Origin of the sequence: Neoluteolibacter marinus (genome assembly GCF_014904755.1) — a bacterium.
GTDB classification, from domain to species: Bacteria; Verrucomicrobiota; Verrucomicrobiia; order Verrucomicrobiales; family Akkermansiaceae; genus Haloferula; species Haloferula marina.
The window spans coordinates 72,254-90,026 of the sequence record NZ_JACZFQ010000020.1; the positions used below are offsets into that span (position 1 = coordinate 72,254).

General features: G+C 62.7%; 18 protein-coding genes. 10 read left to right on the forward strand and 8 right to left on the reverse strand.

The window, feature by feature from the left end; genetic code table 11:
• The first annotated feature begins 175 nt into the window (after window positions 1-175).
• Window positions 176-616 carry a DUF488 domain-containing protein gene (locus tag IG178_RS04645; RefSeq protein ID WP_193211357.1) on the forward strand — a complete coding sequence of 147 codons (441 nt, stop codon included), beginning with the start codon at window positions 176-178 and terminating at the stop codon, window positions 614-616.
• A 16-nt stretch (window positions 617-632) separates the two neighbouring features.
• On the opposite strand, the gene IG178_RS04650 is transcribed toward IG178_RS04645, so the two are convergent.
• Window positions 633-1,922, reverse strand: coding sequence for a cation:proton antiporter (locus IG178_RS04650; RefSeq protein ID WP_193211358.1), 1,290 nt, complete (start codon window positions 1,920-1,922; stop codon window positions 633-635).
• Between the two features lie 4 nt (window positions 1,923-1,926).
• The gene (locus IG178_RS04655) at window positions 1,927-2,631 is read right to left on the reverse strand and encodes a cyclic nucleotide-binding domain-containing protein (RefSeq protein ID WP_193211359.1); all 705 of its coding nucleotides are present in this window, start codon (window positions 2,629-2,631) and stop codon (window positions 1,927-1,929) included.
• Window positions 2,632-2,720: 89 nt separating this feature from the next.
• Here IG178_RS04655 and hmpA point away from each other — a divergent pair, with 89 nt between their 5' ends.
• Window positions 2,721-3,953 (forward strand): NO-inducible flavohemoprotein, encoded by a 1,233-nt coding sequence (hmpA, locus tag IG178_RS04660; protein WP_193211360.1) that lies wholly within the window; start codon window positions 2,721-2,723, stop codon window positions 3,951-3,953.
• Here hmpA and IG178_RS04665 read toward each other — a convergent pair.
• Both IG178_RS04665 and IG178_RS04670 read right to left on the reverse strand, forming a co-directional pair.
• Complete coding sequence (locus IG178_RS04665) at window positions 3,941-5,671, reverse strand: chloride channel protein (RefSeq protein ID WP_193211361.1); 1,731 nt, start codon at window positions 5,669-5,671, stop codon at window positions 3,941-3,943. The two genes, hmpA and IG178_RS04665, sit on opposite strands and share 13 nt — an antisense overlap.
• A 26-nt stretch (window positions 5,672-5,697) precedes the next feature.
• Entirely contained in the window at window positions 5,698-6,123 is a 426-nt protein-coding gene (locus tag IG178_RS04670) for a MarR family winged helix-turn-helix transcriptional regulator (RefSeq protein WP_193211362.1), read from the reverse strand.
• 84 nt (window positions 6,124-6,207) lie between these two features.
• Here IG178_RS04670 and IG178_RS04675 point away from each other — a divergent pair, with 84 nt between their 5' ends.
• The 3 genes from IG178_RS04675 to IG178_RS04685 are packed head-to-tail and all read left to right on the forward strand — an operon-like array spanning window position 6,208 to window position 8,089.
• Window positions 6,208-6,879 carry a glutathione S-transferase family protein gene (locus IG178_RS04675; protein WP_193211363.1) on the forward strand — a complete coding sequence of 224 codons (672 nt, stop codon included), beginning with the start codon at window positions 6,208-6,210 and terminating at the stop codon, window positions 6,877-6,879.
• A complete protein-coding gene (locus IG178_RS04680; protein WP_193211364.1) occupies window positions 6,876-7,601 on the forward strand; it encodes an HPP family protein in 726 nt (241 codons plus the stop codon). The genes IG178_RS04675 and IG178_RS04680 overlap by 4 nt, the downstream gene beginning before the upstream one ends.
• Window positions 7,602-7,624: 23 nt before the next feature.
• On the forward strand, window positions 7,625-8,089 hold the full coding sequence (locus IG178_RS04685) for a group III truncated hemoglobin (protein WP_193211365.1): 465 nt from the start codon (window positions 7,625-7,627) through the stop codon (window positions 8,087-8,089).
• Window positions 8,090-8,139: 50 nt separating this feature from the next.
• Here IG178_RS04685 and IG178_RS04690 read toward each other — a convergent pair whose 3' ends face one another.
• Window positions 8,140-8,550 (reverse strand): GreA/GreB family elongation factor, encoded by a 411-nt coding sequence (locus tag IG178_RS04690; RefSeq protein WP_193211366.1) that lies wholly within the window; start codon window positions 8,548-8,550, stop codon window positions 8,140-8,142.
• A 322-nt stretch (window positions 8,551-8,872) separates the two neighbouring features.
• On the opposite strand from IG178_RS04690, the gene IG178_RS04695 reads away from it, so the two are divergent.
• The 3 genes from IG178_RS04695 to IG178_RS04705 all read left to right on the forward strand — a co-directional run bounded on the left by IG178_RS04695 (window position 8,873) and on the right by IG178_RS04705 (window position 10,278).
• On the forward strand, window positions 8,873-9,256 hold the full coding sequence (locus IG178_RS04695; protein ID WP_226894889.1) for a dihydroxy-acid dehydratase domain-containing protein: 384 nt from the start codon (window positions 8,873-8,875) through the stop codon (window positions 9,254-9,256).
• A 16-nt stretch (window positions 9,257-9,272) separates the two neighbouring features.
• Window positions 9,273-9,644: a metallophosphoesterase family protein gene (locus tag IG178_RS04700; RefSeq protein ID WP_226894852.1), complete on the forward strand. Its 372-nt coding sequence runs from the start codon at window positions 9,273-9,275 to the stop codon at window positions 9,642-9,644.
• 127 nt (window positions 9,645-9,771) lie between these two features.
• Window positions 9,772-10,278 (forward strand): metallophosphoesterase family protein, encoded by a 507-nt coding sequence (locus IG178_RS04705; protein ID WP_193211369.1) that lies wholly within the window; start codon window positions 9,772-9,774, stop codon window positions 10,276-10,278.
• 170 nt (window positions 10,279-10,448) lie between these two features.
• Here IG178_RS04705 and IG178_RS04710 read toward each other — a convergent pair whose 3' ends face one another.
• From IG178_RS04710 to IG178_RS04720, 3 genes are all read right to left on the reverse strand, one after another.
• Window positions 10,449-11,045: a hypothetical protein gene (locus IG178_RS04710; RefSeq protein ID WP_193211370.1), complete on the reverse strand. Its 597-nt coding sequence runs from the start codon at window positions 11,043-11,045 to the stop codon at window positions 10,449-10,451.
• Between the two features lie 671 nt (window positions 11,046-11,716).
• On the reverse strand, window positions 11,717-12,367 hold the full coding sequence (locus IG178_RS04715; protein ID WP_343225926.1) for an RNA polymerase sigma factor: 651 nt from the start codon (window positions 12,365-12,367) through the stop codon (window positions 11,717-11,719).
• 4 nt (window positions 12,368-12,371) lie between these two features.
• Complete coding sequence (locus IG178_RS04720; RefSeq protein ID WP_193211372.1) at window positions 12,372-14,858, reverse strand: delta-60 repeat domain-containing protein; 2,487 nt, start codon at window positions 14,856-14,858, stop codon at window positions 12,372-12,374.
• A 505-nt stretch (window positions 14,859-15,363) separates the two neighbouring features.
• Between IG178_RS04720 and IG178_RS04725 the strand changes: the two genes are divergently transcribed.
• Window positions 15,364-16,767 (forward strand): DUF7453 family protein, encoded by a 1,404-nt coding sequence (locus tag IG178_RS04725; protein WP_226894853.1) that lies wholly within the window; start codon window positions 15,364-15,366, stop codon window positions 16,765-16,767.
• A gap of 272 nt (window positions 16,768-17,039) precedes the next feature.
• A complete protein-coding gene (locus IG178_RS04730) occupies window positions 17,040-17,765 on the forward strand; it encodes a PEP-CTERM sorting domain-containing protein (RefSeq protein WP_193211374.1) in 726 nt (241 codons plus the stop codon).
• Window positions 17,766-17,773: the final 8 nt, after the last annotated feature.

The window sequence follows — 17,773 nt, forward strand, 5'->3', positions numbered from 1 at the left end:
AGTTGCGGGAAGTTCCGATTGACGGGCGATTGTATTGCGGTGCCGCCCGTACCCGGTCGTCCTCGCCTTGGGCGCTTCGGGTGTCGATTGCAGGTTGCGGGTCGCACATGGGATGGGAACTGGTGTGGAGACGAGATACTTGAGACTGCCGAGGCGGGCGCTACGTTACCCGGAGATGATCGTGGGATGCTATCGGTACGGACGCGGCCGCGCGGCCGGTGGACTCCGGGTTGGTGTTGCCCGGCACGTTCCTCGTGGCGTCCGGAAGGAAGACTACGTGCCGGGCGGCTACTTCGATGTCTGGCTTCCTGTTCTGGCTCCGAGTGCCGAACTGGTTCGAGCTTATCAGCGGGGAGAGTGCACCACCGCGCAGTTCTTTCGTCGCTACCGGGGTGAGATGCGAGGGGCGGAGGTCAGGCATGTCATCGCCCTGATGGCGGCGATGTCGATCCGGACGCCGATCCAGCTCGGGTGTTTCTGCGAGGACGAGTCGGTCTGTCATCGTTCAGTTCTCCGGGAGTTGGTGATCGAGGCGCTGGAGGATCTGCCGCCGGCACACGGCGAGCGGAGTGGGTGTGCCAGCCCGCCTTGCGCGATCCCGGATCCGGAAGGGTGACGGCTCTCGGGCTGGTTCAGACATCGGACGGGGACGGACTGGAAGCGAGGCTGGCATGCCGCCTACGGCCGTAGACCAGCTCGAATACGGGACTGGTCATCAGAGTCGTGACGATGGCCATCAGAACCAGGATCGAGAACAGCGACTCGCCGATGATGCCTCTCTCGAGTCCGATGTTGATGATGATGAGTTCCATGAGACCCCGGGCGTTCATGAGAGTGCCCACCGCCATCGCAGTGGCGTTGTCCTCGCCATTCAGTCTCGCGGCCGCCCAGCAGGCGATCCCCTTGCCCGCCACGGAGGCGAGTAGGATGGCGAGGCCGACGACGATGAGTCCCGGGGAGATCAGAACTCCGAGCCGGGTATTGAGGCCTGAGAAGGTGAAGAACATCGGCAGCAGGAACACCACACACATTGGCTGGAGTTTCCGCTTCAAGTCTTCGGCGAGCACGCCACGCGGCATCGCGATGCCCAGGATGAAACCGCCGAAGACCGCGTGGACCCCGATGGTGTCGGCGTACCACGCGGCGAGACAGAACAGGGCGAGAATGGTGGCAAGGGCCTGAGGTGTGACACCGCCCGCCTGCTCCGCTTTCCGGCCCAGCTTGGAGAGGAGGCGTCGTCCGATCGTCAGGACGAGAATGCCGTAGAGGAGGGCGCCACCGATCGCGACGACCTCAGCGCCGATCTGAATGCCGCCGATTTCCATCGGTTGGGATGCTCCGAAAGTGGCGAGCACGACTGCCAGCAGCGCCCATGCCGCAGCGTCGTCGATCGCACCTGCCGAGAGGGCAAGCGTGCCGAGCGAGGTGCCCGCAAGCCCCCGCTCCGAGATGATGCGTGCCAGCATGGGAAAGGCGGTAATGGCGATGGACGCTCCCATGAAGAGCGCTCCCTCGAAGTATCGAAGCTGTGGTGAGAAGATGCCGGGCACCTGGCGCAGCCACGGGACGAGCAGTGCGCCAAGAGCGAACGGGACGATCATCCCGGCGAGCGAAACGCAGACCGCACTGCGGGCCCGGGAACGAAAATGGTCGGTGCGGAACTCGAGGCCGACGAGAAACATGTAAAGGCCGACCCCCAACTGCGCTCCGGCGTAGAGAATGCCACGGGATTCACTCGTGAAGATGAGTTCGGCGGATTGTGGCCAGATCCACCCCAGCAACGAAGGCCCGAGCAGCACCCCCGCGATCATTTCACCGACCACCTGGGGCTGGCCAAGACGCTGCGCGAGCGCTCCCACCCAGCGACAGGCGAGGAGGATGACGGCCATCTGGAGGAAGAAGTATGCGGCTTGTTCGGTCATGGAGTCAGGGGATGGAAAACTGGATGTCGTCGAGTCTCCTCGGGTCGGGGATGACGATGCGGCGACCCTTCACGATGACCCGCTCCTCGGCCTGGAGGCGGGCGAGGATGCGGGACAGGGTTTCAGGGCGGGTGCCCAGCTCCTCGGCGAGGAGTGCCTTGGTGGTGTTCATCCGGATCTCTGCGGGACCGTGGCCTCCGGAGCAGCGGGAGCGGAGCCAGTGAACGAAGCGCGAACCGGCGTCACGAAGCTGATAGTTCTCAATGGTCCCGACCAGATCGTGAAGGTGTCGGCTGAGCGATGAAAGCATCCGCAGGGAAAGCTCGGGCCGTTGCTTCAGGTGATCGAGGAAGGGTCGGCGGGGAATGAGAATCACCTCCGAAGCCTCCATCGCGCGGGTGTGGGCGGGATATCCGGGGAGTCCGGCGATCGCGGGCTCGGCAAACGATTGTCCGGGGTGGACCAGGTGAATCAGTTGCTCCCTGCTTCCATCGATTGTCCGGAAGGCCTTGATCAGACCCCGGCGAAGCACGAAGAAGCCCGTGACGGGATCACCCTCGCGGAAGAGGATCTCGTTTCTGGCGAGCGGAACGATCGACGAATAGGAAGCGATGCGGACCAGCTCTGCCTCGGGCAATCCGGCAAAGACCGGAGCCTGTGAGAGGCTTGCCGCGAGGGCGGTGCGCTGGATAGAACCTCCTGCTTTCACCGAGCAATCGGGTGTGAATCTTGACCGGCGTCAAGGAATCGGCGGCATCCTTGTTGTCGGGCTTTCGCGTGGACGGGACTTTGGCGGGGATGAATTCCCAACCACCTGTTGCCCTGAGTGAACGGACCATCTCGGTGGTCAAAAGCACCGCCCCGGTCCTGGAAAAGCACGGGGAGGAACTGACGCGTCACTTCTACGAACGGATGTTCCGTGAAAATCCCGAGGTGCGGCCCTTGTTCAACACCTCGAATCAGGCAGGCGGCACACAGCAACGTGCCCTCGCGGGTGCCATCTGTGCCTTCGCCGCCAATGTCGACCAACTGGAAGTCCTCGGCGCCGCGGTGGAACGGATCGCTCAGAAGCATGCCGGACTCCGCATCCTGCCGGAGCACTATCCGATCGTCGGTTCCAACCTCCTGGCCTCGATCCGTGAAGTTCTCGGGGAAGGGGCTACCGACGAAGTGATCGACGCGTGGGCCGAGGCCTACGGTTTCCTCGCCGAAATCCTGATCGGACGGGAAAGCCACATCTACACGATCCAGGCGCGGAACGAGCACGGCTGGAACGGATTCAAGCCCTTCCGGGTCGTTGGCAAGGAGCGCGAGAGCGACGTGATCGTTTCCATTCTCCTCAAGCCCGCGGATGGAGGAAAGGTTCCGACCTACAAGCCGGGGCAGTACCTCACCGTGCGGTTTCCGGATGGTGAGGGCGGGACGACCATGCGGAACTACAGTCTTTCGAGCGCTCCGCATCCGGACCATTTCCGGATCAGTGTGAAAGCCGAGGAAGGCGGTTTTGTTTCCAACCAGCTCCACGAGTTGAAACTGGGAGACAAACTCGAAGTCGGTCCCCCTTGCGGCGAGTTCTTCCTCGACTTGTCGGAGCGTCACAGCCGCCCCCTGGTGCTGCTGTCCGCAGGGGTCGGCGTGACTCCGATCCTGAGCATCCTCGAAAGTGTTCTCGCCGAACAACCCGGACGGGAAGTCGTCTTCATCCATGGCGCCATCAACGGCCACACCCACGCGTTCCGGGGAGTGGTGTCGGAACTCGCCGCACGCCACGAGAACCTGAAAATCCACTTCCGCTACAGCGAGCCGACGGAGAGTGACCGCAACCACCGCTGGCACGACAGCGAAGGATTCATCGACGCGGAACTCATCGAGTCCCTCGCCCCGCGGAAAGACTGCGATTACTACTTCTGTGGACCGAAGCCATTCATGGCGTCGATCTACCGGCAGCTCCTGGCTTGGGGAATCCCCGGCTCCCAGGTGCACTTCGAGTTCTTCGGGCCGCGTGAGGAACTTGAGGCTCATGCGGGCTGACGCGGGGTCGGGGATGTTGGTGAAATTCCATACTCGTCCTGCAGCCGCCGTCTGCGGACATTCAGGATCTCCTTCCGGCTGATCAGGCCGACGAGGACGGGCCGCGCTCCCCGTTCCACCACGGGGAGCCGGCCTATCCCGTGCAGAAGCATCCGGTCGGTCGCGTCGGCGAGGGACTCGTCGGGGTGGATGATGTGAGGTTCGCGGATAGCAATTTCCTCTATCTGCGTATCCGACCCCGAGCGGATGGCTTCCAGAAGTTCGGACCGGGAAATGATTCCACGGAGAAGCCCGTCCTTTCCGACAATCGGGAAAATGCGCGCGTTGCTCAACGGGTCCGTTTCGTCGCCGGCTTTGACGAGGAGGTCCGAGAGGAGGTGGGAAGGGGGAACAGTCAGTGGGTTTCGGTTCATGACGGCGGAGACCGGCGTCGTGGCAAACAGGTCCGGCTCGTAGTCCTCGGGTACGCGGACGCCGTCGCGGGCGAGCTTCTCCGTCATGATCGATTCTTTCATCAGCAACCGGGAGATGAGCACGGCGAAGGCACAACCCAGAAGGAGGGGGCCGAAGGTCGAGGTGGAATGGGTCGCTTCGAACGCGAAAGCCACGGAAGCGAGAAATGCCCGGGACATCCCCGCGAACACCGCGGCCATGCCGACGAGCGCCGCGATGCCAATGGGCAAATCCGCGAATGGCGGTAGCAGGATCAGTGCGTGCGCGACCAGTGCAGCAATCGTTCCTCCAACCGTCATCACCGGGGCCAGCGTCCCGCCCGCCGTTCCGCTTCCGAGGTAGAGGGACCAGGAGAGAAACTTCAGAACGGCGAGAGTGGCGATGGCGGTCACCGCCATGTTGCCATCGAGCAAGGCCCGGAGGTTGAAGTAGCCTGAACCCAAGGTTCTGGGATCGAGCCAGCCGATCAAGCCGACGAGCAGGCCGCCGATCGCGGGCCACCACATGCGGGGGATAGGGAGGCGTTCGTAAAGGGACTCGATACGGTGGAGGGCTACGGTCATGCCTGCCCCGAGCGCGCCGCAAACGAGCCCGATGATCACGGCTCCCACCGCAATCCCCGGTCCGGGCGCGTCCGGGGCAGGGAGGGGGAGCATCGGGAAGGGTTGGTCGAGGAGTCCGCGCACGGCCATCGCGCTTCCTGCCGCCATAGCCACCGGAAGAAGGCTCCGAGCCTTGAATTCGAAGAGCAGCAGCTCCACGGCCAGCAGCACCCCGGCAAGGGGCGTGCCGAAGACCGCGGTCATTCCGGCCGCCGCTCCGGCGGCGAGCATCACTTTCCGCTCCGCGGAACTGTGGGGAATCCATTGGCCGAAGAGGGAACCGATGCCGCCTCCCGTGGCGATGATGGGACCCTCCGCGCCGAAGGGCCCGCCGGTACCGATGGAAAGCGCCGTCGCCAGAGGCTTGAGAATGGCGACCCGGAGCGGGATCCGGCTTTGGTTCACCATCACCCCCTGCATCGCCTCGGGAATGCCGTGGCCGCTCACCTCGGGCGCGGCGAACCGTGCCACCAGGCCGATGACGAGCCCGCCAGCCGCCGGGACGAAAATGGCCAGCCATCCGAAATGCGAGAAGGTGGCCGGGGCCTCGTGCCACGAAAACTCGCCCCGGAAGGAGAGGTTCGTGATCAGGTGGATCAGCTGGAGAAGTCCGATTCCCGCGACCGCGACCACCGCACCCACCACGAGGGCGAGCAGCGGCATCCGGAATCGTTCCCGCGACGCGCTTCTCATTCGTCCTCCTCGGCAAGGGATTGGAAAAGGGCGGAGATTTCCGGGCCGATCTGGCGGAGTTCCCGGCGGTGCACATGGCTGAGGTGCTCAAGCTTCGTCTCTGCGGCGGGGGTGAGTGCGAGGACCACCACTCTCCGGTCGGCTTCTCCCGGAATGCGGGTGATCCAGCCACCGGCTTCAAGGCGCTTTGCGAGCTCGGCCGCGGTGTTGGGCCTCAGGCAGAGACGCTCTGCGAGGCGTCCCACGCTGGCCCGCCCGCCCTCGCTGCCGCGAATGACCAGCATCGCCTGGTGCTGTCGGGGAGTCAGTCCCTCGCCTTTGGCGGCGTCCGCGCTGAACTCGAGAAAGCGCCGTAGGGCGAAGCGGAAATCCGCGAGACGGACGTAATCGCCATCGGAGAGTTTCTTTCGTGATCCGGACATCCGGCGCTTGCATTATGTCGTAGTGCGATACTATGCAAGCGGCATGTCGACCTCATGAGGCCGATCAATAGCTTTACGACCACGATGAATCCCGAAGTCCACGGTTTCGCCCACAGCCCCTATTGCATTGCCGTTGAATCCGCCCTCGAAGCACTGGGCGTCTCCTTCGACAGGAAGGAGGTATCCGCCGCGGATCGCAGCAGCGTGCTTCGGCTCACCGGAGGCGCGTACTACGAGGTTCCGGTGTTGGTGCACGGCGGCAAGGTGGTGTTCGAATCGGGGCCGGAGTCCCAGGACGTGGGCCACTATGTCGACGATGCTTTCGGCGGTGGTCGTTTGTTTCCCGAACGCCTGAGGGGAGTCCACGATCTGGTGATCCGTTACCTTGAGAACGAAGTGGAAGGGGTAACCTTCCGGATCTACGATCCGATTTTCGTCGCTTCCATCCAGGATGTCGCCGAGAGGGGGATGATCGTTCGGCACAAGGAGCGGAAATTCGGGCGGGGCTGTGTCGAGGACTGGCGGAAGAACCGCGAGTCGCTCCTGCGTGAATCGGCTCGGCTGCTCAATCCGCTGGAGGACATGCTCTCGATGAAATCGTACCTGTTTGGCGACACACCCGTCTTCGCCGATTTCCTGCTCGGGGGGATTCTCGGCAACTTGCAGTTCGGTGATCATCAGAGACTTCCCGCCGACCTGCCGAGTCTGGCGGACTTCCTGCCCCGGCTTCGAAATTTCCGGTTCTCGGCCGCATGAGACGGATTTCCGACCTGCTGGGAATCGAGCTCAACGTCGTATCAGCCAAGGAAAGGCTCGTCGCCGTCTCCGGCGGTGCGGTGGCGATCCTTCTCTTGTGCCTGATTATCGACGCGTGCGTCGGTTTGGGTAGAGCTCCCGCTCTGGTGGCATCCATGGGCGCAAGTGCCGTGCTGCTGTTTGCCGTTCCCCACGGCCAGTTGTCCCAGCCTTGGCCGGTGGTGGGAGGGCACGTCCTTTCGGCCTTGGTAGGTGTCACCTGCGCACGCTGGATTCCCCATCCCGCGCTGGCTTCCGCGGCCGCCGTCGGGTTGTCTATCGGCGCGATGCATCAGCTGAAGTGCATCCATCCCCCGGGTGGGGCGACCGCGCTGACCGCGGTGTTGGGTGGTTCCGCAATTTACGAACTCGGCTTCGGGTATGTTCTCTGCCCGGTCCTTGCCAATGCGGTGGTGATGGTGGGCGTTGCGATTGTCTTCAACGCGGGTTTCAAATGGCGCCGCTACCCCGCCGCGTTGAACCGGCGGTTGCCGACGGATGACCGGAGCGAACCCGGCCACGAGGATGTCATCGCGGCACTCAAGGCGATGGATCTGTTCATCGACGTGGATGAGGGAGATCTGCTCCGCCTCAGCGAGGCGATCCGGTCACGCGTCCAGCAGGAGATGGTTGATCGCAATCTCTCGTCCCGGGTTGCCGCAAGCAGGGAACGGGCAGCCTAGCATTATTGGTAGAAAGAGAAACCATGGAAGAATCAATAGCCGACATTCAGGGCCGCGACGAAATAGTCCGGTTGGTGAACGCCTTTTACGGGAAGGTTCGTCGCGATGAATTGCTGGGCTTCATCTTCGATGAGGTGGCGGCGATCGATTGGGAGATCCACCTGCCCAAAATGTATGCCTTCTGGCAAACGGTTCTTTTTCGCGATGGTGGATTTCGTGGCGATCCGATTGGCAAGCATGCTCGCCTTGTGCCACTCACGGCAATGGGGCGCGACCAGTTCGATCGCTGGCTGAAACTGTTCCGCGAAACGGTCGACGAGCTGTTCTCCGGTGAAAACGCCGAGCATATCAAGCGTTGCGCCGAGGACATGGCCAACGTGATCCACTCGAAGATCAATGCCATCTCCGACGAGCGCCTGGATTCCGCCAGGCTCACACCCGAACAGCGCGCGCGATACGCCGCGTATCGGGAGCAGGCAGGACACTGAAACGCGATGGCTTCGGCACCGCCGCGGATCGCGGCAGTGCCTGTTTTTTCTCAGTGCACGTCTGCAGGTGTGACCGCCTTTTCGATTTCAACAACCTTCATTGCCCGGATACCCTGGGGTCCGGTCCAGATGACGAGTTCGTTCCGGCGGCGACCGAGACAGGCCAGCGCAACCGGCTTCCCGATTCCGATCCGGTCGGCATCGATATCCTCCCCGGAAGGAACCACGATGCTCAGGACGAACACATCGCCCCGATCGGTCGGCGATACCAGCGTGATGCGGTCCTCGAGGCCTACATGGTCGATGAGTTGCGCGGGGCTGCCGCCGGTTTGGGCGACGTTCAACACGGCCTCGAGATTGAGGGTTTGGTCGGCATTGAGCCGGCCGCCCGGCTGTTCGCCTTGGACAAGGTCCCGAAGACAGGCGTGGTCTTCCCGGGACAAACGGATGATGCTTTTCATGGTTAAATACAAAAACAGGTGGATGCCGCTTCCGAAGGGAAGGGCATGAAGTGGTGAAAAAAACGAATTCGACCTCGGGCGATCCCGGGTCGAAAGACCACTTCATGAGACCACCCGCTTATGACCGAAAGGCCGAGAGCCGGTGCGCACACCAACCCCGGGAAGGCTTCGTCAACCAACGAAGTCCCGTCGAAAGCGACTTGGGGTGTGAAAAGTGCATCAAAGCCAAGGAGGATCGTTTGCTGGAAAGAAATAGCAAGGAGTTTGTTTCCGATGATCTCTCAGGGTAATCAAGCCCGGGATGGATAGACGGTTGAAGCCGATGGAACGGTTCTGGGATCGTGCCGCCGCCTGCCGTCGCGCGGCATGCGGCGGAGGATTACTTCAGGGCAGCGAGGTCGGCTCCGTGACTGATGTGGAGCGAGGTGCCATCGGGCATGTGAGCCCCGAGGCGGCCGTTGGATGGCCGATAGCGTTGGTGAGAAACGGCGACCGGATCAGCCTCGATACTCCCCGCCGGCGGATCCGCCTGGAGGTGGGCGATGAGGAAACGACGGCCTGGAGGGAGGCGTGGACCAGGCCTGATCCGAAAGTCGTCCACGGGTATCTCGCACGCTACGCGGAGATGGTTTCTTCGGCTTCGGAGAGAGCGGTGCTGTCGCCGGGATCATGCCTGAATGAAAGGTCGAAGGCGCGGCGAGGGTAGCCCATTACCCATTCTCATGATCCATCGGTTACGAATGACCCGGCGCGACGCGCTGAAGACAACCCTTCTTTTCAGTTCCGGCGTGCTTGGGGGAATGAACCCGCTGGCGGTGGATGCTGCCGACGAGCTCCGGCGCACGACCGGTCGCGGTGGCCTGCACGTGCTGGCTTTGGGGGACTTCGGGACAAATAATGCCAAGCAGCGTCAGGTGGCCGATGCGATGGTCGGACTGGCGGGCAAACTCGGCGTGTCGCCAACCGCGGTGCTGGCGCTGGGGGACAACTTCTATGGGCACCTTTCCCCCGAAACCATTCCGTCGCGCTTCGGCGGCTACTACCCGAAGGAGACTCTCGATTGCCCGTTCTACGCCGTTCTCGGTAACCAATGACTACGGTCCCGGTTACGATTCAAAACAAGGCCGGGCGAAGGCGGACATGGAGCTGGGTCACTCCGCCCGAAATCCGGGGTCGCGGTGGAAAATGCCGGCCAAATTGTATTCCCGCGAACTCGGTCCGGTGAACGATCCGCTGGTGAAGATTCTGTTTCTCGACGGGAACTACTTCGAAGGTGCGATGACGCCGCAAGAAAAGATTGCCCAACGACGGTGGCTGGCCGCCGAGCTGAAGCGGCCCACGAAGGCGAAATGGATCTGGATGGCGTCCCACTATCCGCTGTTCTCCCACGCCAAACCGGACCGGGACAGGGAGCGCCGGAGGCTGCGCGAGGAATGGAAGGGTGCTCTCGGCGATCCCCGCGTCTCCCTCTGCTTCGCCGGCCACGATCACACCCTCCAGCATCTGCGTGCCGAAGGCTACACGCAGGATTTTATCGTCTCAGGAGGCGGTGGTGCGAGCCGTCACGACGTCGCCGAAGCCGGTGACGATTTTTCGATGAAGACCCGTGGTTTCAACCACATCCATGTCACCGAAGAGAAACTGACGGTGCGTTTCATCAATCCGGAGGGCCGGCTCCTGTATGCTTTCGAGAGGGACCGGAAAGGAGCGATGAAGGTGTTGTCCTGAAACTGAGGGGGAACGCCCGGACCCGATCGGCAAGCTTATGAGCTGACGAATGGACTTTGACCGATGGCGGTTTCGTATTTGCCGCGTCCGCGCCTCTGGCCTCCGATTCATTCAGGTCACTTGAGCTGCAGTCGATTTCATCAACCGGATGAGGGGAACCCGGACGCGATTCAATTTTCGCTCTCCAGAAGGGTTCCGACCACGGTTCCGTCGTCGGTGCGCACCTGGATCTCCAGATTCGTGTTTCCTCCGCCGACATTCGGAGCCATGCCCATGTTTCCGATAAGCTCCATGCCAAACCCCGAATTGACGAGAATCGTTCCGCTTCCGGTGAACATCGATTCGGCCAGTGGCTGCTCGTTGGTGCTGCCATCAGGCAGGGTCCAGACCAGCCATGTCGTCTGGCCTTCGGGCGATGGATTGATTCCCTCGATCACCGCATCCACCGTACCGTCTTCCGGCTTCTCGATCAGAAATCCACCGGGTTCCGTCTGGGTGATCCCCTGTTTTTGGGTTTGAGCGGCTCCAGCGCCGGGATGGAACCCATCCAGATCATCTTCCGCATCGGCGAGCCGTCCAATGAAGCCGCGCTGATCGGGATCGGGAAACCAGATCATGCCGCTCGCCGGGTCGTAGTAGGTGCCGTCCTCCGATTGCCAGAGGCCGAACTCCTCCCACGAGGTTTCAGGAAAGTGCCGGTGGCGGACGACCATGTCACTGTTCGCAGGAATCATCCCCTCGACCGGCCATCCGCGTTCGATCACCAATGAAGCGGGATCACCGGGCGCTCCTGTTTCCGCCTCCAAGGACGTGCGCAGTGCATCGACCAACAGCTTCCGGAGATGCTCCCGGGATTCCTCGGAATCCCTGCCCGCGCTTCCGGGGCGGGACAGCTCCCTGACCTTCGGAAGGCGGCCCTTCCCGTCGGAACTTTCCACGATTCCCCTGAGACGTGCGATTTCTTCCCGGAGTCGGCGTTCCTCATGGGGACGACGAGGCCTGTCCAGTCTCGTGGGTGAGGTGCGGATCTGATTATCCCGTGTATCGGGAACCGCTTCCGGAAGGTCCGTCGATTCCCCGATCTCGGGCGTCATCATGGAAGACTCCCGCGAGGAAGTGAAATACCACGTGCAGGCGAGAGCGATGGACGCCGCCCAGCCGGCCACGGCGGCAAGTCTCCATGGCCGGGAAATTTCCACCTGTCCGCGAACCGGTGGGGAGGGTGGCGGTAGTTTGTCCATGATCCGTCCGAGGGTCCCAGGAGGGGCGGCGCTCAAGCGCGAGGACGCCAGCCACACGTCGATGGCCGTTTCCTTGGCTGCGTCCGCTTCGGCGAGAAGATCGCCGTTCCTCGCGAATTTCGGGTCCGTTCGTGAAGCGTCAGCCTCCGACAAGAGATCCAGCGCCCGCATCAGGGCGTCTTCACGATCCGATTTTTTCATGGTGTTTCTCCTTTCGGGTTCTCCATCAGTTTGCGCAGCTTCTTCATCGCGCGAAAGAGCCGGGTTTTGGCGGTGGCCACCGGAACTCTCCAGCGGGCCGCCTGCTCGTCGATCGTGGCGGGTTCGAACAAGGCCGATTTCACGATCCCGGCTTCGTCTTCAGAAAGCCCTCGAAGCGCGGATTCCACCCGGCGGACAGTGTCCCTGAAGAGCAGATCCTCGACACCGCCGTGGGACGCGGGAACCCCGAGCTCGGGAATGGCGCTTTCGTCCGCCCACACCGTTGCTCGGCGTCGACGCTTGCGAAGCATGTCCAGGCAAATGCCGCGCAGGATCATGCCCGCCCAGGTGAAACCTCTGGAGCGGGCGGGATCGTATTCCCCCGCCTTCTTCCAGATTCTCAGGAAGCAATCCTGGAGCGCCTCGTCTGCCGCGCCTTCGTCGCCGAGAAGATGGACTGCCATGCTGAAAAGCCGGTCCCCCCACATACGGTAGAGTTGTTCCAATGCGTTGCCATCTCCGCCTGCGATGCGCTCAAGCAACCAAGTGCCGTCCCAAAGCAGGGACGGAGGTGCGGTCGAGGAACGGCAGGCGGACTCAGGCATGTCTTCTCCCTTCCTCATCGTCCTTGGTCGAGCGGCATGCATCAGATTAACGAACTTCCGCCCGTAGCCGGAAGAACAGCTTCCGTTGATCCGCCCTCGGTAGGGAAACGCTGATCCGGGTCACATCGCCGTCTTCCGGGCTGGCGGTGAGAAGCGCGTTGGTTTCATCGGCGGTTTCCCAACCTACTAGATCTTCGCTGAATTCCACTTCGTGGGTCGAGTCAAGGGCCTCAAGACTGACCGGATAATTGAAGACCGCCATCTCGCCCCCGACATCAACCCGCGTCCCTTCGGATGCCTGGTGAGGATCGGAGCCGAAAAGGAACTCCAGCGCGTTGACGACCCCGTCGCCATCGTCGTCGTCTTCCGGACCACTTTCGCCAAGCTCCATGGCGATAGCCCACGAATCGTAGGCGGTGCGGGGTTCCCCCGAGGGCGGAGACACGCCGCCTGCCTCCAGACGGGCGATCCCGTCCCGGGCATGGCCATCGACGAGATTGAAAGAGCCTCCCACCCACAGCTTCGAGGTGCCGGGATGAAACGCCCAGTCGGATGGAATGACGCCCCTGTCCCAGCTCGCCGGATCGAAGTTCTCAAGCCCGCTGCTTCCCGCGACCCTCCAAGTGCCTGCGTCCCTCCGCACCCGGAACCTCCACTCCGGGGCGGCGAACGCTTCGTCGATCGACCCGTCCGGCAACATTCGGCGGATCCGCCAGCCGATGCCAACCCAATTCGCCGCCAGATAGAGCGTGCCTTCGTCTCCTTCCGTCGCATGGAGGATACCTTGGCCTCCCGTCAGCGGCGGTGCGGCGAAGCCGGCCACCCATCTGTCATCCCGCCACCACCTCAGGCGCTGTCGTGCCGGATCCGATGGGCGGGTTTCCGTGAAAAGGACGCCACCCTGCCATTCGCAGACCGGGTTGAGTTCCGCCGACCCTCCGAGTTGGCGAAGCTGCGTGCCGTCGGCCCCATGGATCACCGGTCCCACGACACATCCGCCCGTCGACAAGGGGAGCACTGTCCGCCCGAGCCGGGACATTGAGGAAGGAAGTCGTGCCTGCACCGTCCCCGTGGCATCCAAAAAGAACACGGTTTCCATCGGAATCTCCGTCTCGCTCCTTCTCACAGCGATCAGCCCGCCCCCGGGTTGGGCGAAAACCTGGGTGAACCGGCCGCCCCAAAGTTGTGTGCCTTCTTCGGCGTCGAAGGTTTCATCGAGCCCTCCGCCAGGACCCAGCTTGACGAGATTCGATACACTTCCACCCGGCAAGTTCAGCGGATACTCGGTCACCACATAGACCGCACCGCCGGAAAACGCGGCGGAAACGGGGAAGGCGGCCCGCGGGTCGGCGACAAACCCCGGATCGGCGGACCCGTCGCCATTCAGCATGACGAGATCCCGCTCCGCCGCTCCCTCGAACGACGAGAAACGCCCCGTGACCAACAGCCTGCCGTCCGTCAGCGCTTGGATCGAGCGCACCTGTCCCGGCGCGGTCGGATTGGACACGTGCCAATCCGGATCGGGCTGCCCGTCCGCAAGCAAACGGCGCGTGCCGTCCACCAGCAATTTGCCGTCCGGCAAGGCGATCACCGACCGCGCCCGGCCGGGGCTGACAAAAGACGTGTCCGTCGTATCCGTGGCGGTGAAACGTTGCAAACGCCCGTCGCGCCCCACCGACACCACCGCCCCGGTCGCATCTTCCGCCCAGGTGAAGGGTCGGCCGCGCGGGAACACGAAGCTCATCCTCCGGGTGGATGCCGCCCCGTCGTCATACCAGTCGATGGTCCGGGTTTCAGCCGAATCGTAGTAAAGGAAAAACCTACTATCGCGGCCCGTCACCACCCGGAAACCGTCGGCGGCGGGAGACAACGAGGGCCGGGTGTAATGATTGACCTCCACAAGGCTGACCGTTTCATCGAAAGAGCCGTCACCCGCGATCCGGAAAATCACGTTGGCCTTGTCCCCGCCATACCAGCTGGCCAAAAGGAGCGGGGAGGAATCTCCCCCCATCACCCACGCCCCTCCTCCCGTGGCGGGTATGAGCTGGAGAGGCTGGTCCGGCCAATCGGCGGACGGCTGGAACGAAGGATCGATCGCACCGTCCGAACGGTCGCGGATCTCCGCGAAGTTCTGTGCACCCCCGGTCCGGATCACCCACAAACGGTCACCGGCCACGAACTGGGGAACGATCTGCTGGCCCCCTGGCAGCGCGGTAGGAAAAGGAACGAGGGTTCCGTTCGCGTGCCTCTTCAACCACCCGTCGGCCTCATCGGGAATCAGCCACTCGCCATTGCCCAGTGAAAACCAGTCCCGGGATGCGCTGGTTGAAATGCCGTCGATCAACGCCAGGTTTCCCAGCGGCTCCAGGAAGCCGGGAACCGGCTCGCCGGACACCTCGCCATCGGGACCGAGCAGGATCCGGTCGCCCGTCGGCATGCCGTCGATGCGATCGAATCCCTCCCACGAGCTGCCGAGGAGAAAACTCCCGTCCGGCAAAGCCCGCACCGAACCGGGCGGAACCGCGTTTCTCACGATCGGGGCGAAGGAAGCATCCAGATCTCCGGGGGCGGCCTGACACCAGAGGGGAACCAGCGATATACCCGCGATGCCCAAGTGTTTGACGAGTCTCATCATCCTACTTCCGTCCCGGAGCGAAAAATGGTTCGCCGGAAAATCGGATCTTTTCGAAGCGTGTGGGGTGCCGACGCAGGGTGACCTCATTTTGGATCCGCTTGGTTTCAGCGAGTCGCGCGGCAGCGCGGGTAGGGCCGACCGTCCCCGGTCGGCCGGGATGCGAGGGAAGGGCCTGCCGGCGGGAACCGTTGCGGTCGGCCGGGGACGTCCGACCCTACCCCTTGCAGCCATCCAAAATGAGGGGGCCCTGGGTGCCGATGCAAAGCGGCTGGACGGGATTCCCGAAAACCGGGATCCTGTTCTCATGACATATGAGCAACGATTGGGTCGCCGGTCATTTGCACGCGGGGCACCTCGGTTCGGTCAGCCCTATGGTTTCGGCTGGGCGCGAGGGTGAAAGATCATGATGACCCGGGGGCTTTGCCTCCCGTTCATCGCATTTTCAGCCGTAGCCGTCGCGGAGGCCGGGATTGTGGTGGAACTGGAGGAGATCGATACCGCGCCTCCCCATTTCACCCTCGCCATGCAGCCCCCGTGGGTATCCGGAGGGCAGGCTCTCTACCGGAAGTTTGATTCCAGCACGGGAGGCCCGCCGGCAGGCATCTACCGGAACGGAACGTTGATCGCGGAGAACGGCGAAGAGTATGACGACGCGACCTTGACGGGCATGTATGTCATCGGAAAAACGGGCACCAGCTATGCCATCTATGGCATGGCCAACCACATGGCCGGGCGGCCGAACAATTACTACGACTGCATCTACCAGATGCCGGGCGGTACGCGGATCATCGACCGGAACTCTGTCTTTCCCGGCTATCCCACGCCGCTACCTCACAACGGAATCGCCGGAGGGACCATGGATCCCTCGAGCGGCAACATCGCCTTCTACATCCGCCCCTCCAACGATCCGGTGCTCCCGTCCGCACTGATGTACTGGCAGGACGGCAGCGCAACGCTGATCGCGAAACAGGGGGACACAATTCCCGGCAGACAGTCCACTTTTAACAGCTTCAATCTCGCCGCCTTGCCCTTCGCGGATGCCGGGGAGGTCATCTTCCAGGCCGCCGGCACTGGCGGTGTGGCAGGTATCTACAGGTGGAACGGAAGCATCCAGGCGATCGTGGATGACGATACTCCCGCACCGGGTGGCGGGGTGCTCGGAACACCCTTGGGAGGAGCGGTCAGGAACGGTTCGGATGTTGCATTCTCGGGAGGCGGAGGCGTGGGACAGCCCCGCATTTACAAGATGACTGGAGGACAACTGTCCGTCGTGGCGGACACGTTCACCCCGGTGCCGGGAGGCACGGGGGATTTCGCAAGCTATACCAGCCTTCAGATCAAGGACGGCTCGGTGGTGTTCATCGGCTCCCGGACAGGGACGCCCCGGGAGTATGGCATCTACACCGACATCGGAGGAAAGGTGGAGGCGATCGTGGACGTGCGGACGGACTTCGGCGGGCGTGTTCCGAAGACGTTCCACATGAACCCTGGCCGTGCCTGGGTGGAGGATTCGGTTTTTTTCCAAGTCAATTTCGAGGACTACAGCGACGCCGTGTTCAAGGCGACGTTCCGTTCGGTGCCGGATGTGCTGGAGTCAAAGGTGGAGTTCAGTTCCGCGACCAGCGGAACCATCACGGTGGCGACGGAAACGGGGGAGACCTACACGTTGAAGCGAAGCACGACGCTGGACCGTGCTACGGCGGAGGTGGTGTCCACGCACCCGGGGAACGGTACGGAGATGCAGATCCCCTTCGGGCCGCCGAGTCCGGCTCCACCGAAGATGTTCTACTGGGTGGAGCAGAACTGAGCAGCGGATAGCGGGTACCCGCATTCTTCGGCCGGAAGACGAACACGGTGGCCGAGACCCACTACCACCGCGGCATCATCACCGCTGCCGGCGGCAGGTGGGGGAGGAGTTCATGGGGAGGATGTTTTCTCATGGGCTGGGGCGCGGCCATTTCGGTTCCCTGAGGAGAACGCGACGATCCCCTGTTCAGGGGATTCCGCGGTGGAGGCCAATGTCTATCATCCTCGGGCCATTTCTAACAACGGGAATCGGCTTCCACCTGTTACAACACCATGAGACACCCCAGACTGCCCACCTCTTGCCTTTCCCGTAAAAACCCGCTTTATGTTCTTGCTGCGGGCATCCTCCCAGCCTGTGCCCTCGCCGGCGCATCCGCCATGGCGGCGATTGTCACCTACGAGTTCACCGGCGTGAAAAACGGTGGGGGATTCGCCTCTTACAACGGGCAGCCGATGAACGGCCGGATCGTCGTCGATACGTCGGTGGCTCCCACACTGGTTAGTACGGAGACGAACAACCATGAGTACGTCTTCCCGATCCTCTCCGCCACCGTGCAAATCGGAGATTTTTCCATCGAGAGCAAACCTTACGGGGATTTCGATCAGAACCTCAGCCCCCAGACACCGACGTGGAGAAACTACATCCGGATGTGGGAACATCCTAGCGGTTACAACATTCTCTCCGCCCACATCACCTCGACCGGAGCGGATCTCAACGGTAATACCGGCTGGAGTTTCCATGACATCATTTTCCGCATCGAGGACCGGAGCACGGGTGCGCTGAGCGTTCCCGGCCTGCCCGAGGATTTGTCCTCGTTTGAGTTCGGGGAGGGAATGGATATCGCGCTGCTTTCGGTGGGGGCTTACGACGGAGGATCAATCGTATCGACCTTCGTGGCGGGAAACGGATCGGTCTCGATCGTCCCCGAGCCCTCCACCGCCGCCTTCTTCGGCCTCGCCGGGGCACTGGCCCTGGTTCGCCGCCGCAAAACCGCCTGATTCTCCAC